The 16,214-nt window shown below is 68.7% G+C and carries 11 protein-coding genes; 7 read left to right on the forward strand and 4 right to left on the reverse strand.

What is annotated here, in order from left to right:
- The first annotated feature begins 52 nt into the window (after positions 1-52).
- From cobN to ABUE11_RS05810, 5 genes are all read left to right on the forward strand, one after another.
- A complete protein-coding gene (gene cobN, locus ABUE11_RS05790) occupies positions 53-4,111 on the forward strand; it encodes a cobaltochelatase subunit CobN (protein WP_367068105.1) in 4,059 nt (1,352 codons plus the stop codon).
- Between the two features lie 51 nt (positions 4,112-4,162).
- Positions 4,163-6,244, forward strand: coding sequence for a TonB-dependent receptor (locus ABUE11_RS05795; protein WP_367068107.1), 2,082 nt, complete (start codon positions 4,163-4,165; stop codon positions 6,242-6,244).
- 190 nt (positions 6,245-6,434) lie between these two features.
- Positions 6,435-6,971 carry a MotA/TolQ/ExbB proton channel family protein gene (locus tag ABUE11_RS05800; protein WP_367068108.1) on the forward strand — a complete coding sequence of 179 codons (537 nt, stop codon included), beginning with the start codon at positions 6,435-6,437 and terminating at the stop codon, positions 6,969-6,971.
- Positions 6,968-7,291, forward strand: coding sequence for a DUF2149 domain-containing protein (locus tag ABUE11_RS05805; RefSeq protein ID WP_367068109.1), 324 nt, complete (start codon positions 6,968-6,970; stop codon positions 7,289-7,291). Before ABUE11_RS05800 ends, ABUE11_RS05805 begins: the two co-directional genes overlap by 4 nt.
- A gap of 125 nt (positions 7,292-7,416) precedes the next feature.
- The gene (locus ABUE11_RS05810; RefSeq protein WP_367067856.1) at positions 7,417-8,616 is read left to right on the forward strand and encodes an ISL3 family transposase; all 1,200 of its coding nucleotides are present in this window, start codon (positions 7,417-7,419) and stop codon (positions 8,614-8,616) included.
- A 59-nt stretch (positions 8,617-8,675) separates the two neighbouring features.
- Here ABUE11_RS05810 and ABUE11_RS05815 read toward each other — a convergent pair whose 3' ends face one another.
- From ABUE11_RS05815 to mfd, 4 genes are all read right to left on the reverse strand, one after another.
- Entirely contained in the window at positions 8,676-9,461 is a 786-nt protein-coding gene (locus ABUE11_RS05815) for a MetQ/NlpA family ABC transporter substrate-binding protein (RefSeq protein WP_367068110.1), read from the reverse strand.
- A gap of 145 nt (positions 9,462-9,606) precedes the next feature.
- Complete coding sequence (gene serB / locus ABUE11_RS05820) at positions 9,607-10,335, reverse strand: phosphoserine phosphatase SerB (protein WP_367068111.1); 729 nt, start codon at positions 10,333-10,335, stop codon at positions 9,607-9,609.
- Positions 10,336-10,370: 35 nt separating this feature from the next.
- Entirely contained in the window at positions 10,371-11,045 is a 675-nt protein-coding gene (locus ABUE11_RS05825) for a hypothetical protein (protein ID WP_367068112.1), read from the reverse strand.
- Positions 11,046-11,052: 7 nt separating this feature from the next.
- Positions 11,053-14,547, reverse strand: a complete 3,495-nt coding sequence (gene mfd / locus ABUE11_RS05830) for a transcription-repair coupling factor (protein ID WP_367068113.1) — start codon at positions 14,545-14,547, stop codon at positions 11,053-11,055.
- Between the two features lie 71 nt (positions 14,548-14,618).
- Here mfd and ispD point away from each other — a divergent pair, with 71 nt between their 5' ends.
- A complete protein-coding gene (ispD, locus tag ABUE11_RS05835) occupies positions 14,619-15,461 on the forward strand; it encodes a 2-C-methyl-D-erythritol 4-phosphate cytidylyltransferase (RefSeq protein WP_367068115.1) in 843 nt (280 codons plus the stop codon).
- A gap of 17 nt (positions 15,462-15,478) precedes the next feature.
- Entirely contained in the window at positions 15,479-15,967 is a 489-nt protein-coding gene (gene ispF / locus ABUE11_RS05840; protein ID WP_367068116.1) for a 2-C-methyl-D-erythritol 2,4-cyclodiphosphate synthase, read from the forward strand.
- Positions 15,968-16,214: the final 247 nt, after the last annotated feature.

Below are 16,214 nucleotides of genomic sequence, written 5' to 3' on the forward strand. Positions count from 1 at the left end.
AAAATAGTAGCTGCTAGCGCCCGTCCATAGGGCGCAGGAGGCCAATTTGACTATGAAACACATGCGCTGGCTGCTGTGCGCCGCGCTGCTCCTGCTGGTCGGCGTGGCGCGTGCCGCGTCGGTGTTGTTCATCGCCACGGGCAACGTGCCGCAGGGCAAGTTCCACCAGCTTGCCGAGATCGCGCGCCCCCATGGCATCGAGGTCGAGGTGCGTTACCTGAACAGCCTGCCGGCCGACGTCGATGCCGGCCTGTGGCGCGGGCGTGACGCGGTGTTCTTCGACAGCTACCAGCAGGACGAGGTGCGCGACCGCCTGGTGCGCGCGCTGCCCGGCCTGGCCGCGCCCAATGCCTGGCTGTACGACGCACGCCCGGCCTGGGGTGGGGGCCTACCCGAGGCCGTGGCGCGCCGCCTCATCACCTATTACGCGAGCGGCGGGCGCCAGAACTACGAGGGCTTCTTCGCCACGCTGGCGGCGCAGCTCAAGGGCGGCAACGCGCTGGCCGCGGCGCCCGACCCCGTGGTCTTCCCCAAGACCGGCATCTACCACCCGCGCTGGCCCGGCCTGGTGACGGGCGACGTGCACGCCTATCTGCGCGGCCAGGGTGTAGACCGGGCGGCCGCGGGGCACAAGCCCGTCATCGCGATTGCGCTGCACCAGCAGTACATAGGCTCGATGCAGACGGCCTACATCGACGACATGGTCGCGCGCGTGGAGGCAGGCGGCGCCGTGGCCCTGCCGTTCTACACGCCCATGATGGGCGAGGGCGGTTTCCCCAAGGTGCTGCAACCCGGCGGACCCGGCACGCCCGTGCTGGCCGACGTGCTCATCAACACCCAGATCACGCTTCTTGCCGACGAGCGCCGCGCCGAATTCGAGCGTATGGGCATCCCCGTCATCCAGGCCATGACCTACCGCCGTGGCGACGAGGCCGAGTGGGCCGCGAGCCAGCAGGGCATCGCCACCATGGACGTGCCCTTCTACCTGGCCCAGGCCGAGTACGCGGGCATCACCGACATCCAGGTGGCGTCTGCCACGCGCAAGGGTGACGAGCAGATCATGCCCATCACGGCCCAGGCCGCGGCCGTGGCCGCCAAGGCGCTGAACCTCGTCAAGCTGCAGCGCAAGCCCAACGCCGACAAGCGCGTGGCCGTGATGTTCTGGAACTACCCCGCGGGCGAGAAGAACCTCTCGGCCTCGTTCCTCAACGTGCCGCGCAGCCTGCAGACCACGCTGGCCGCGATGGCGGCCTCGGGTTACCGCACCGAGGTGCCGCCCGACGAGACGCACCTCATCACCCTGCTGCAGCGCCTGCTGGCCCCGGCCTACCGCGGCGGCGAGCTTGAGCCGCTTCTCCGCGACGGCCTGGCCGTGCTGCTGCCCGTCAAGGACTACCGCGCCTGGCTCGCCAGCCTGCCGCGGCCCACGCAGCAGGCGCTGGCCAGCGCCTGGGGCGCGCCCGAGAAATCCCCCTGGGTGCTGCGCCAGAACGGCGCGGACCATTTCGTGATTCCGCGCCTGCAGCTCGGCCACATCACGCTGCTGCCCCAGCCCGGCCGCAGCGGCATGGCGCCGGGCAGCCAGGACGCGCGCGCCAAGGAAAAGGAGATCTACCACTCCACCACCGACCTGCCGCCGCACCATTACCTGGCCACCTATCTGTGGACGCGCCGGCACAACGACGCGCTGGTGCACTACGGCACGCACGGCACGCAGGAATGGCTGCCGGGCAAGGAACGCGGCCTGTCGGTGTACGACGCGCCGCTCTTGGCGCTGGGCGACATCGCCGTGGCCTACCCCTACATCGCCGACAACATCGGCGAGGCCACCCAGGCCAAGCGCCGCGGGCGCGCCACCATCATCAGCCACCAGACCCCGCCGTTCGCCCCCGGCGGCCTGCACGAGGCCCTGACCCAGATGCACGACCTGCTGCACCAGTGGCAGGCCCAGGACGAGGGCGCGGTGCGCGTGCGCATGGCAGCCGACCTGCTGGCCGCCGCGAAGAAGGAGCGCGTGATCGCCGACATGGGCTGGACCGAGGCGCGCGCCAAGGCGCAGTTCGCCGACTTCGTGCAGGAGCTGCACAACCACCTGCACGAGCTCGCCCAGACCGCCCAGCCCCAGGGCCTGCACACCCTGGGCCGCGCGCCCGAGGAGCTGCACCGCCTGGGCACCGTGCTGCTCATGCTGGGCAGCGACTTCTGGGAGGCCGCGGCGCGCCACGCGGGCGTGAGCGCCGCCGACCTGGACGAGGCCCTGATCGGCCCCTGGGACAGGCTGGCGCAGACCGTGCCTTACCAACTGCTGAAAAAGCATGTGGTCGATGGCCAGGCCACGACCGACCTGCCCGAGCAGCTACAGAAAGCATTGCAGAAGGCGGCGCAGGTCTATGCCGACATCGGCGCGCAGAACGAGCTCAAGGGCCTGCTCACGGTGCTGGACGGGCGCTACCTGGCTACCTCCTACGGCGGCGACCCGATCAAGAACCCCGACGCCTATCCCACGGGCCGCAACCTCTACGGCTTCGACCCCTCGCGCATCCCCACCAAGCAGGCCTGGGAGGCCGGCAAGCAGGCGGCAGAGAACATGCTGGCCGAGCACCGCAAGCTGCACGGCAGGCAGCCGAAGAAGCTCACCTTCAGCCTCTGGTCGGTGGAGACCATGCGCCACTTTGGCATGCTCGAGGCCCAGGCCCTGTGGCTGCTCGGCGTCGAGCCCGTGTGGGACAACGGCGGGCGCGTCACCGGCGTGAAGCTCGTCGACCGCCAGCAGCTGGGCCGCGCGCGCGTGGACGTGGTGCTGTCGGCCACGGGCCTGTACCGCGACCATTTCCCCAACGTCATGAAGCAGCTCGCCCAGGCCGTGCTGCTGGCGTCCCGCGCCCGGGACGAGGCCGACAACCCCGTGGCCGCCAACAGCGAGCGCATCGCGCAAAGACTCATCGCCCAGGGCGCCGATGCCAAGGCGGCGGAGCTCGCCGGTGCCACGCGCATCTTTGCCTCGGAGAGCGGGCGCTACGGCACCGGGCTGGACGACGCGGCCCTGGCCACCGACACCTGGAAGGGCAAGGCCGAGGGCGACAAAAAGCTCGCCCAGCTCTACCTCTCCAAGATGCAGTTCGCCTATGGGCCGGACGAGGCGCAATGGGGCAGCGCCGGCGTCGCGGGGGCGGCAGGCAAGGGCGGCAAGGCCGTCAACCTCTACGCCGAACACCTGAGCGGCACCGAGGGCGCGGTGCTCTCGCGCAGCTCCAACCTCTACGGCATGCTCACCACCGACGACCCGTTCCAGTACCTTGGCGGCATCGCGCTGGCCGTGCGGCACCTCGACGGCAAGGCGCCCGAGCTCTACATCAGCAACCTGCGCGGCGCGGGCAGTGGCAAGGTCGAGGGTGCGGCGCAGTTCCTCGCCAAGGAGCTGGCCACGCGCCAGTTCCACCCCGGCTACATCCAGGGCCTGATGAAGGAGGGCTACGCGGGCACGCTGCAGGTGCTGGACGCCACCAACAACTTCTGGGGCTGGACGGCCACCGCACGCGAGATCGTGCGCGACGACCAGTGGCAGGAGATGGTCGACGTCTACGTGCGCGACAAGCACAACCTCGGCCTCAAGGACTGGTTCGAATCCAGGAACCCGCATGCGCTGGCGCAGACCATGGAGCGCATGCTCGAGGCCGCGCGCCAGGGCTACTGGAAGGCCGACCCGGCCACGTTGCGCGAGTTGAAGGAGCGTTGGCGCGATCTGTCCAAGCGCTTTGATGTGCGGAGCGACAACGCCGCCTTCGAGCGCTTTGTGGGCGCGGCGCAGGGCGGCGCGGGCTATGGCCTTGCGCCCGGCGCTCCTGCTGCGCCGGCGGCCGCCGCGCAGGCAGCGCCCCAGGATCAGGCCCAGCCCGCCGAGCCCCCGCCGCAGGACGAGGCCCCGCCGCAGCCGCCCCCGCCGCCCATCTCCGGCATGCGCCTGGAGCAGGTGCAGGAGCAGCCCCGCGACAGCGCCGTGCCCGTCTGGCAGACGCTGTCGGTGGCCCTGGTGCTGGGCGCCGTCATGCTGGGCGGAGGCTGGTGGCAGCGCCGTGGCAGGTTTGGCATCAAATCGGCCGTTGGCGCTTGATGGGCAAGCGCTGACAGCTATTTTTTTGATAGTTTTATGTTGTCCCATTCCATGACGCGCCCCGGCGCCGCAGGGCTGCTGCTGGCGCTGGCCTGCGCCGGCGCCAAGGCGCAGCAGCCGCCCGCGGCCGAACGCCAGCTCGGCGAGGTGACCGTGCAGGCCGAGGGCAGCGCACTCGACGAGCAGCGCGCCGCCGCCACGCAGAAGACCATCATCGACCGCAGCGAAATCCAGGCCCTGGGCGGCCTGACCGTGGGCGAGCTGATCCGCAAGCTGCCCGGCATAGACGCGGGCGAGCATGGCGCCGACGGCGGCATGAGCGCGCGCGCCCGCGGCATGTCGCGCGACGCCGTGCAGTTCCTCGTGAACGGCGAGCGCCCCACGGCCAACGCGCGCTTTGCGCTCACCGAGGTCGGCCGCATGCCCACGGGGGAGCTCGAGCGCGTGGAGATACTGCGCGGCGGCTCGGCCGAGTTCGGCGGCGCCGCGCCCATCACCGTCAACCTGATCATGCGCCGCCCGGTGGCGCGCGCGGCCACCAGCGTCAAGCTGGCGGCGGGCCAGCGTGGCGACCGCAACAACGCCCAGTTCACCGCCAGCCGCAGCGGCGGAGAGGGGGGCTTTTCCTGGCTGTTGCCGCTCACGCTCAACCGCCATGCCATGCCGGTGGATCAGACCACCACGCGCAGCCTGGCCGGCGGCGTGCGCCAGCAGGATGTGGAGCAGGGCCGCTACGGCCTGCGTGAATTCATCCTCTCGCCGCGCCTGGCCTGGCGCGGGGCCACGGGCCAGCTCACGCTCTGGCCGAGCCTGTACTACAACGAGGGCGAGCGCAGCACGCGTACCGCGCGCTCGGACGGCAGCTGGCGCCAGGACAGCGAGGACAACCGCATCCGCATCGCGCGCCTGCGCAGCGAGGGCGAATGGCGCGCCTGGGGCGGCAAATGGACCGGCCGCGCGGCCATCATGCAGGGCCGGCGCGACGCCGACCGCCTGCGCCAGGGCAGTGCGGCCGCCTGGCAGGAGAGCGAGCACCGCGAGGACCGCGAGCGCAGCGCCTCGCTGCGCTTTGACCGCGCCACGGGCGACCACCTGTGGTCCGTGGGGCTGGACGCGGCACGCCACGCGCGCGACGACCGCCAGGCCTTGACCGGCGCCTTCACGGGCGACTCGCGCTTTGCCGGCAGCGCCAGCCAGGGCACGCTGTGGCTGCAGGACGAATGGGCGCTCAGTGATGCGCTCACGCTCACCGGCGGCCTGCGCGGCGAGCGCATGGCCATCCACGCGCAGCAGAGGGACAGCAGCCATGGCGCCGTCGATCCGTCGCTGGCCCTGCGCTGGGAGGCCGCGCCCGGCTGGGTGGCGCGCTCCTCGCTCTCGGGCGCCATCCGCTTTCCCAAGCTCGACGAGCTGAGCAGCGTGGCCTCGCGCGGCACGCTGGCCAATACGCCGCTCGAGCCCGACCGCGGCGGCAATCCCTGGCTGCGGCCGGAGCGCGTGGCCAACCTCGAGGCCGGGATAGAGCGCCATGTGCAGGGTGGCGTGCTCGGCATCAACACCTATCTGCGCCGCACGCAGGACTTCATCGAGCGGCGCACGCTGTGGGAGGGCGGGCGCTGGGTGGAGCGCCCCTACAACGAGGGCGAGGCGCGCCACTGGGGGCTGGAGCTGTCGGCCAAGCTCACGGGCGAGGCGCCCTGGCTGCAGGGGCTGATCGGCCGCCAGGGCAGCCTGCGCGCCAGCTTCACGCTGCCGCGCGGTCGCGTCGATGACGCGGTGCTCGGCATCACGCGCGACCCGCGCGAGCTGCCGCGCTACCAGTTCACCCTGGGCTACGAGGGCAGCCTGCCCGCGTGGCAGTCCACCTGGGGCTTTCAGTGGCAGCACCACGCGGCCGTGCGCACCCAGGTGCCCGGCGAGGTGCAGGCCCGCACGCGCTCGCGCAACCTGCTCGACGCCCACCTGGTGCGCCGCCTCACGCCCGCGCTCAACCTGCGCCTGTCGGCGCAGAACCTGCTCGCCGAGGGCAGCTCGCGCAGCGCCACGTCCAGCCAGGGCGGCCAGGGCTGGGTGCTCGACGCCCATGAGGCCGGCCAGCGCACCTGGCTGCTGGCGCTGGAGGGCAAGTGGTGATGGCCCTGCCCCCCAAACGCCATGCCCGCAAGGGCGGGGAGCCGGCAGCCCCGGTCCATGCCGGCGCCTCGGCGCGGCGTCCCTGTCATCCCCGCGAAGGCGGGGATCCCGTTGTCCCGGTCCACGCGACCCGGTCGTCTGTGACGGCTGCTTGAACCCCTTGTTTTTTTCTTTTCTTCCGGAGTGACTCGTGAGCCATTTGCTTGAATCCCTGATGTACCAGGCCAGCCAGGTCTTTCTGTTCCCCACGCTGGTGGTGATCAGCCTGCTGTTCGTCTACGCCTTCTTTCTGCTCGGCATGTTTGCCATGCAGTGGTGGCAGAGGCGCCAGGCCCGCGACGGCGCGCCCACGCGCGGCCACCATCTGCTGACCTGGGCGCAGGCCCAGCCCCAGGCGAGCGCCGACGAGCTCGACGTGAAGGCGCACCAACTGCTCGAGCTGCCGCGCATCGCCACGCGCGTGGCGCCCATGCTGGGGCTGATCGCCACCATGATTCCCATGGGGCCGGCGCTCAAGGGCCTGTCCGACGGCAACCTGGCCCAGGTGTCGGACAACCTGGCCGTGGCCTTTGCGGCCGTGATCCTGTCGCTGATTGCCGCGGCCATCACCTTCTGGGTGGTGTCGGTGCAGCGGCGCTGGCTGGCCGAGGAGCTGGTGTGGCTGCAGCGCCAGGGCGTGCGCACGCCGGGCGCGGGCCACATGGCCGAGGCGGGGAGCGAAGCATGAAGTTCCTCGACGAAACCGAGGCCGACGACCCCATCCTCTCGGTCGTCAACCTGATCGACGTGTTCCTCGTGGTGATCGCGGCGCTGCTCATCACCGTGGCCAAGAACCCGCTGCTGAGTCCGTTCTCCAAGCAGGACGTCACGGTCATCACCGACGCCGGCAAGCCCAGCATGGAGGTCATACAGAAGCGCGGCGAGAAGATCGAGAAGTACAAGGCCAGCGGCGAGATCGGCGAGGGTGACGGCGAGAAGGCCGGCGTCGCCTACCGCATGAAGGACGGCTCCATGGTCTACGTGCCCGAGACGGGCGAGGGACGCTGAGGCCCCCAAAAAAAAAGGTTCTTCACGGATTTGCGTGGAGCCGAGCGCATTGGCAATAAAAACAGCGGTGACATCCGAAGCATGATGGTTGTGCGACCAACCCATCCTCCTCGGAGCACCGCTGCATGCATCAGGATACCTGCTGGCCAACCCTTTGGCCCGGTTTTTACGTTGCCGATTCCTACATACAGGCCGATACAGCCCAATTGCGTCTGCTGCCCGACAGGGCGCAACTGCGCTGTGGTTCGTGCCTGACCCGCGTGAACTCGGTGCATGAATACACCGAACGCAAGGTACGCGATTTGCCTTTGGTGGGCAGGATCCTGACACTGCAGGTGCAGCTGCTGCGCGTGAACTGCCCACACTGTGGGCCTTGCCTGCAGCACGTACGCTGGCTGGGGCGCTTCAGTCGCATCACCGATGCGATGGCGCAGACGGTGGCCAGTTGCTGCAGCCGTATGCCCATCAAGCATGTGGCCCAGATGTTTGGGCTGCACTGGTCGACGGTGCGCCAGATCGACAAGCGCCACTTGCAAGAAGTGGTCAGAGAATTACCCGCACCCCAGCCCACCAGGCTGGTCATGGATGAGTTTGCCCTGCACAAGGGCCATCGCTATGCCACGGTGATTCTGGATGCGGATACACGCCGGGTGCTCTATATCGCCAAGGATCGCAGTCGCAAGGCCATACGCCCCTTCTTCCAGGCCCTGGGCCCACAGGGCTGCAGACGTATCGAGGCCGTTGCCATGGATATGAATACGGCATTTGACTTGGAGGTGCGCCACTGGTGCCCCAAGGCCCGCATCGTCTACGACCTCTTTCACGTGGTGGCCAAGTATGGTCGTGAGGTCATCTCCCGCGTCAGAGTCGATGCGGCCAACGCCTTGCGCCACGACAAGCCGGGCAGGAAGGTGGTCAAGCAGGCCCATTGGCTGCTGCTACGCAACGCAGACAACCTCAAGGACAGTGAGCAAGTGCGTCTGCAGGAGGTGCTGCAGGCCAATGAGGCCTTGATGACGGTGTACGTGCTCAAGCAAACGCTCAAGAGCTTATGGGATGCGCCCGATCCGTGGGAGTGGCGCAGGCGCTGGAATCAGTGGCTGAGCCACTGCAAGGAAAGTGCCATTGTGTGTTTGCAGCAATTTGCAGCCAGGCTGCGCAAGTACTGGCGAGGTATTTTGGCCCGGGTGCGCTGGCCCATGCACACCGGGCAGCTCGAAGGCATCAATAACCGTATCAAGGTCATTAAGCGCATGGCTTACGGGTATCGGGATACCGACTACTTCTTCCTCAAAATCAAGGCAGCGTTCCCCGGGAATCCGTGAAGAACCAAAAAAAAAGCGCCGCCCATGGGCGGCGCTCGGCGCGTGGAGTGGGACGCTCCTCAGAACGCGGGAACCACGGCGCCCTTGTACTTGTCCTGGATGAACTTCTTCACCTCGGGCGTGTGCAGGGCCTTCATGAGCTTGGCGATGTCGGCGCCGTTGGCGCGGTCGGCACGCGCGGCCACGATGTTGGTGTAGGGCGAATCCGCACCCTCGATGAACAGCGCGTCCTTGGTGGGGTTGAGCTTGGCCTCGATGGCGTAGTTGGTGTTGATCAGGGCCAGGTCCACATCGGCCAGGGCGCGCGGCAGCAGGGGCGCCTCGAGCTCGCGGAACTTGAGTTTCTTGGGATTCTTGACCACGTCCAGCGGCGTGGGCGTGAGGCTCTTGGGGTCCTTGAGCTCGATCAGCCCCTGCTTGGCCAGCAGGATGAGCGCACGGCCGCCGTTGGACGGGTCGTTGGGGATGGCCACCGTGGCGCCGTCCTTCAGGTCCTTGATGTTCTTGATCTTGCTCGAGTAGGCGCCAAAGGGCTCCACATGCACCTTGCCGTTGGGCACGACGACCAGGCTGGTCTTGCGGTCCTTGTTGAAGCTGTCCAGATAGGGCTGGTGCTGGAAGAAGTTGGCATCGAGCTGCTTGTCCTCCACGGCCATGTTGGGCTGCACATAGTCGCTGAACTCCTTGACCTGCAGGTCCACGCCCTGGGCCTGGAGCTGGGGCTTGATGAAGTTCAGGATCTCGGCGTGGGGCACGGCCGTGGCCGCGACCTTGAGCACGTCGGCGGCCTGTGCAGAAAACGCCAGGGCGGCAACCGCCAGGGCAGAGAGGGTTTGCTTGAACATCAAATGCAACCTTGGGAATGAAGCAAAGAAAAAGCGCCCGGACCGGGTCGGCCAGGGCGCGACGCAGGGGCCAAGTTTACGGTCTTGGCGCCATGCTTACGACGCAATTAAATTCATATTGATATAACGAAGTGGTTTTTTATGATCACTTCAGTAGCTCCAGCAGCCTGTCGAGCCCGCCCTGGTTGATGGCCACCTGGGCCTGGGCGCGCACCGCGGGCTTGGCGTGGTAGGCCACGGACAGGCCGGCCGCACGCATCATGGGCAGGTCGTTGGCGCCGTCGCCCATGGCGATGCATTCCTCGGGCTCAATACCCAGGAGCGAGGCCACCTCGAGCAGGGTGCGGCGCTTCTCGGCGCCGTCGCAGATGTCGCCCCAGGCCTGCTCGACCAGCGCGCCCGTGAGCTCGCCGCAGTTGGTGCTCGAGCGTACCTCCAGCACGTTGGCGCGCACGAAGTCTATGCCCAGCTGCTCGCGCACGCGGTGGGCAAAGAAGGTGAAGCCCCCCGAGACCAGCAGGGTCTTGAGGCCGGCCGCCCGGCAGGCGCGCACCAGTTCGGCCGCGCCGGGGTTGATGCGCAGGCGCTCGCTGTAGACGCGCTCCAGGTCGGCGATGGTCACGCCCTTGAGCAGCGCGACGCGCTGGCGCAGGCTGTCCTTGAAGTCGGTGATCACGCCCTGCATGGCGGCCTCGGTGATGGCCGCGACCTCGGCCTTGCAGCCGACGAAGTCGGCAATCTCGTCCACGCATTCGATGTTGATGAGCGTGGAGTCCATGTCGAAGGCGATGAGCTTGTAGTTGCTCAGCTTCAGCGGCGGCGTGATGCCCTGAATGACGAGGCCGGGGGCGAATTCGGTGGGAATGGATGACATGGCAAACGGGGTGCAGGCAAAGAGGGAATTGTCGTTCAGGGCTTGGGCAGATAGAGCTGGTCGGACCAGGTCGCCAGCCACCCGGGCTTGAAGGCCACGAAGACCGCGCACAGCATGCCGGTGACGACGGCATCGCCCCAGGCCATGAGCCAGCGCGCCACGAGCGACAGATGCTCGCCCACGCCGGGCAGCACATGGCCCGCCCATTGCGACAGCGTGCCGGCCAGGAAGATGCATGCGGCCGTGCCCAGAAAGCCGCGCCCGAGCACGTAGACGAAGATGCGCGCGCCCGTGAAGGCGCGCGTCGTGATCAGCCGGCGCATGAGCCAGCCCAGCAGCAGCGCCAGCGTGGCCGGCACCACGCCCTGCCAGACGGCCAGGCCCAGGGCGTCGCCCCAGGACAGGCCGGGCGAGACCAGGGCCGCGATCACGCCCACGGCAAGCAGCACGGGTATGGCCAGAGGCCAGCCGAGCGTCAGCAGCACCAGACAGGCGCCCGACCATTGCAGCTGCAGCGGCATGTGGTGCAGCGTGGGCAGGGCCCAGGCCCAGGGCAGGATGACCAGGGTGGCGAGCAGCGGCGTCCACAGCGCCGAGGGGCGGCCATGGGCCTCATGCACCAGCGGTCTCTGGTTGCCCAGCAGCCGCCATGGATGCATGAAAATGGCTGTAAGCAGCGCCAGTAAAGCGATGGCAGCTTCCAAAAACATAGCTTGCTCAGGCCGTGGCGGCCTCCGTGAGCGGCTGGCCCAGGCTGCGCAGCACGTCGCGCACCATCTGTGCGCGCGCGGCCGGCTCGGGCAGTGCGCGCTCTATGCGCAGCTTTTCGTTGCCGGCCAGCTTGATGTGCTTGTTCTTCTGGATCAGGTGGATGATGGCCATCGGGTCCACGGGCGGCTGGGGCTTGAAGCTGATGCTGATGACGCCCGGCGCCGCATCCACCTTGACCACGCCATAGGGCTGGCTCAGCACGCGCAGGCGGTGCACGTCGATGAGGGTCTGGGCTTGGGGCGGCAGCTTGCCGAAGCGGTCCACGATCTCTTCGAGCAGGCCGTCGATCTGCTCGCTGGTGCGCGCCGTGGCCAGCTTCTTGTAGAACGACAGGCGCAGGTGCACGTCGCCGCAGTAGTCGTCGGGCAGCAGGGCGGGGGCGTGCAGGTTGATGTCGGTGGCGGCCTGCATGGGCGAGAGCAGGTCGGGCTCCTTGCCGTTCTTGAGGCAGCGCACGGCCTCGGACAGCATCTCGTTGTAGAGCTGAAAGCCCACCTCGAGCATGTTGCCGCTCTGGTTCTCGCCGAGCACCTCGCCCGCGCCGCGGATTTCAAGGTCGTGCATGGCGAGATAAAAGCCGCTGCCCAGCTCCTCCATCTGCTGGATGGCATCGAGGCGCTGCTCGGCCTGCTTGGTCAGGCCTTCCATGTCCGGCACCATCAGATAGGCATAGGCTTGGTGGTGGCTGCGGCCCACGCGGCCGCGCAGCTGGTGCAGCTGGGCCAGGCCGAACTTGTCGGCGCGCGAGATGAGGATGGTGTTGGCCGTGGGCACGTCGATGCCGGTCTCGATGATGGTCGAGCACAGCAGGATGTTGTAGCGCTGGGCCACGAAGTCGCGCATGACCTTCTCAAGCTCGCGCTCGGGCATCTGGCCGTGGGCCACGGCGATGCGCGCCTCGGGCAGTATCTCCTCGAGCTTCTGGCGCCGGTTCTCTATCGTCTCGACCTCGTTGTGCAAGAAGTAGCACTGGCCGCCGCGCTTGAATTCGCGCAGCACGGCCTCGCGGATCACGCCCTGGTTCTCGCTGCGCACAAAGGTCTTGATGGCCAGGCGACGCTGCGGCGCCGTGGCGATCACCGACAGGTCGCGCAGGCCCTCAAGCGCCATGCCCATGGTGCGCGGAATCGGCGTGGCCGTGAGCGTGAGCACGTCCACCTCGGCGCGCATGGCCTTCATGGCCTCCTTGTGGCGCACGCCGAAGCGGTGCTCCTCGTCGATGATCAAGAGGCCCAGGTTCTTGAACTTCGTCGATTCGCTGAGCAGCCTGTGCGTGCCCACGACGATGTCCACCGTGCCGTCGGCAATGCCCTTCACCGCCGCCGTGATCTCCTTGCCCGAGCGAAAGCGCGAGACCTCGGCCACCTTCACGGGCCATTTGGCGAAGCGGTCGCAGAGCGTGCGGTAATGCTGCTCGGCCAAGAGCGTCGTGGGCGCCAGAAACGCCACCTGCTTGCCGCCCGTGACGGCCACGAAGCAGGCGCGCAGCGCGACCTCGGTCTTGCCAAAGCCCACGTCGCCGCAGACCAGACGGTCCATGGGGCGCGGGTTGATCATGTCCTGCACCACGGCGTGGATGGCGGCGTTCTGGTCGGCCGTTTCCTCAAAGCCGAAGTCATTGGCGAACTGCTCGTAGTCCTGCGGCGAATAGCGGAAGGCATGGCCCTGGCGCGCGGCGCGCCGGGCGTAGATGTTGAGCAGCTCGGCCGCCGCGTCGCGCACCTGTTCGGCGGCCTTGCGCTTGGCCTTTTCCCACTGGCCGCTGCCGAGCTTGTGCAGCGGCGCCTCGTCGGGGCTCACGCCCGTGTAGCGGCCAATGAGCTGCAGCTGGCTCACGGGCACGTAGAGCACGGCCTGGTCGGCGTATTCCAGGTGCAGAAACTCCTGCAGCGCCGGGCTGCCGTCGGGGTTCTTCTGGCCCATGTCCATGTGGATCAGCCCGCGGTAGCGGCCAATGCCGTGCTGGTTGTGCACCACGGGGTCGCCCACTTTCAGCTCGGACAGATCCTTGATCAGCGCCTCGACGTCGCTGGCCTGCTCCTGCTTCCTGCGCCGGCGCGTGGTGGCGCCCGCGGCAAACAGCTCGGTTTCGGTGACGAGGTCCAGCCCGGCTTCGACCCAGGCAAAGCCCGTGGCCAGCGCCGCCGTGGCAATGCCCACGGGCTCGGCGGGCGTGGCCTGGAACTCGGCCAGCGAGTCGAACGTGGGCGGGTTCAGTCCCGAGGCGCGCAGAAAGTCCAGCAGGCTCTCGCGCCGGCCGTCGCTCTCGGCCAGCAGCAGCACGCGCTGGCCGGACTGTGTCGCGCCGCGGATATGGGCCTGCAGCCGCGCCAGCGGGTCGTCGGCGCCGCGCACCACGGACAGGTCGGGCAGCTTCTGGAACAGGGCGCTGCCTTGCACATCCTCCACGCCGGGGCGCAGCGACAGCTGGGCGTGCGGCTTGGCCTGGCCGTAGAACTGGTCGGCAGACAGAAACAGCGCCTCGGGTGGCAGCACGGGGTGGTCCGGGTCGCCCTGCAGCAGGCGGTAGCGCTCGCGCGTGTCCTGCCAGAAATGCTGGAAGGCGGCCTCCAGGTCACCATGCAGCACCACCGTGGCCTCGTCCCCGAGATAGTCGAACACCGTGGCCGTGTCGTCGAAGAACAGTGGCAGGTAGTACTCGATGCCGGCGGTCGCCACGCCGTTGCCCATGTCCTTGTAGATGCGGCTCCTCGTGGGGTCGCCCTCGAGCAGCTCGCGCCAGCGCTGGCGGAACTTGCCGCGCGCGGCCTCGTCCATGGGGAACTCGCGACCGGGCAGCAAGCGCACCTCGGGCACGGGGTAGAGGCTGCGCTGACTGTCGGGATCGAAGGTGCGTATGGAGTCGATCTCATCGTCGAACAGGTCCACGCGGTAGGGCTGGAGTGACCCCATGGGGAACAGGTCGATGAGCCCGCCACGCACCGCGTACTCGCCATGGCCCACCACCTGCGATACATGCTGGTAGCCGGCCAGCGTGAGCTGGGCGCGCAGCCTGGCCTCGTCGAGCTTTTGCTTGACCTTGAAGTGGAATGTGTAGCCTGCCAGGAATGCCGGCGGCGCCAGGCGGTACAGCGCCGTGGTGGCGGGCACCAGCACCACGTCGGCCCCCGTGTCCTTGTCCCGCTGCGAGATACGCCACAGCGTCGCCAGGCGCTCGCTGATCAGGTCCTGGTGCGGCGAGAAGCTGTCGTAGGGCAGCGTCTCCCAGTCCGGGAACAGCGCGCAGCGCAGCTCGGGCGCGAAGAAGGCCATCTCGTCGATGAGGCGCTGGGCGTCGGCCGCGTCGGCCGTGACGATGGCCGTGACGCGGCCTGCGGCCTTCTCGCGTTCGCCCAGGCGGGCCAGCAGCAGGGCGTCGCTGCTGCCCACGGGGCGGGGCAGGGTGAAGCGTTTTCCGGGGGAGAGTTTGGGCAGATCCATGCGGGAGCGGTCGCCTGGTGCGCGCGGCGGCAGGCTTTTGGCGGGAAGCGGCGATTTTAGAATGCCCACCCATGAGCGACCTGCCGCCCGCCTACAACCCTGCTCGCCCCATGCCCGCGCGCTTCTGGGCCCTGCTGCCCTGCGCGGGCCAGGGCACGCGCGCCCTGCGCGCACCGCCCGGCGCGGGCGCCGTGCTGCCCAAGCAATACCAGCCCGTCGCCGGCCAGCCTATGGTGCTGCACACGCTGGCGGCCTTTGCCGGCGTGGCGCGGCTCTCGGGCACGCTGGTGGCGGTGGCGCCGGGCGATACGTTTTTCGACGGCGCGCCGCACCCCGGCAGCTTTGCCGTGCCCTGCGGCGGCCCTACGCGGGCCGAGACGGTGCTCGGCGGCCTCAAGGCGCTGCTAGGGCGTGGCGCCCTGGACGAGGACTGGGTGCTGGTGCACGACGCCGCGCGCTGCCTGGTGACCACGGCGCAGATCGACGCGCTGATCGACGCCTGCCAGCACGACAGCGTGGGCGGGCTGCTCGCGCACAAGCTGGCCGACACGCTCAAGACCGCCACCGACGGCCCCGGCGGCGTGCGCGTGGCCGCCACCGTGGACCGCAGCGACAAATGGCTGGCGCAGACGCCGCAGATGTTTCGCATCGGCGCGCTGCGCCGCGCGCTCGAGCAGGTGGGCGCGGCCGCAACCGACGAGGCCAGCGCCATGGAGGCCATGGGCCTGCGCCCGCGCCTGGTGCCGGGCGGCGCGCAGAACTTCAAGGTCACCTACCCCGAGGACTTCGCCCTCGCCGAGGCCGTGCTGGCCCAGCGCATGCATGGCGCCACGCTGGCGCGCTTTGGCGGTGAGCGCGGCGCGGCGGCGGCCGAACCGATCAACCCGTTTTTCGCGCGCCCGGCGCCGCGCTGAGCAGCAAGGTACATGTGATGAATTTCAGAATTGGCGAGGGATGGGATGTGCACGCGCTTGTGCCCGGGCGGCGCCTGGTCATAGGCGGGGTGGAGGTGCCGCACCACATGGGCCTGCTCGGCCATTCCGATGCCGACGTGCTGCTGCACGCCATCACCGACGCGCTGCTGGGCGCGGCGGCGCTGGGCGACATTGGCAGCCATTTCCCCGATAGCGATGCGCGCTTCAAGGGCGCGGACTCGGTCGTGCTGCTCACCGAGGCGGCGCGGCGCGTGCGCGCCGCGGGCTACGAGATCGGCAATGTGGACAGCACCGTGGTGGCCCAGGCGCCGCGCCTGGCGGCCCATATCCCTGCCATGCGCGAGCGCATCGCCGCCGCCCTGGGCCTGCAGGGCGATCAGGTCAACGTGAAGGCCAAGACGGCCGAGCGCCTGGGCCCCGTGGGCCAGGGCCTGGCCATGGAGGCGCGCGCCGTGGTGCTGCTTGAACCTAGAAACCGTAGTTGACCGCTGACAATCCTTGAGAATGCCGCGTGAACTCTGACCTGGCGCCACTTCGGAACCCTCACCTTCTGGGTGAGGGCGCTATGCACCCGCCAGCACCATGCTCGGCGCGCCATGCGGCGTTGCTCCTCCTTGCGCACAGGAGTGCGCTGCGTCGTCACGTCTTGCCTGGCGCACCGATCACGGCACTGGCAGGCGCATCCAACTGCGGTTTCTAGGTTGAGCGCAGCCCCGCGTAGCGCAGCCGGCC

Source organism: Oryzisolibacter sp. LB2S, assembly GCF_040732315.1.
Lineage (GTDB): Bacteria > Pseudomonadota > Gammaproteobacteria > Burkholderiales > Burkholderiaceae_C > Alicycliphilus > Alicycliphilus soli.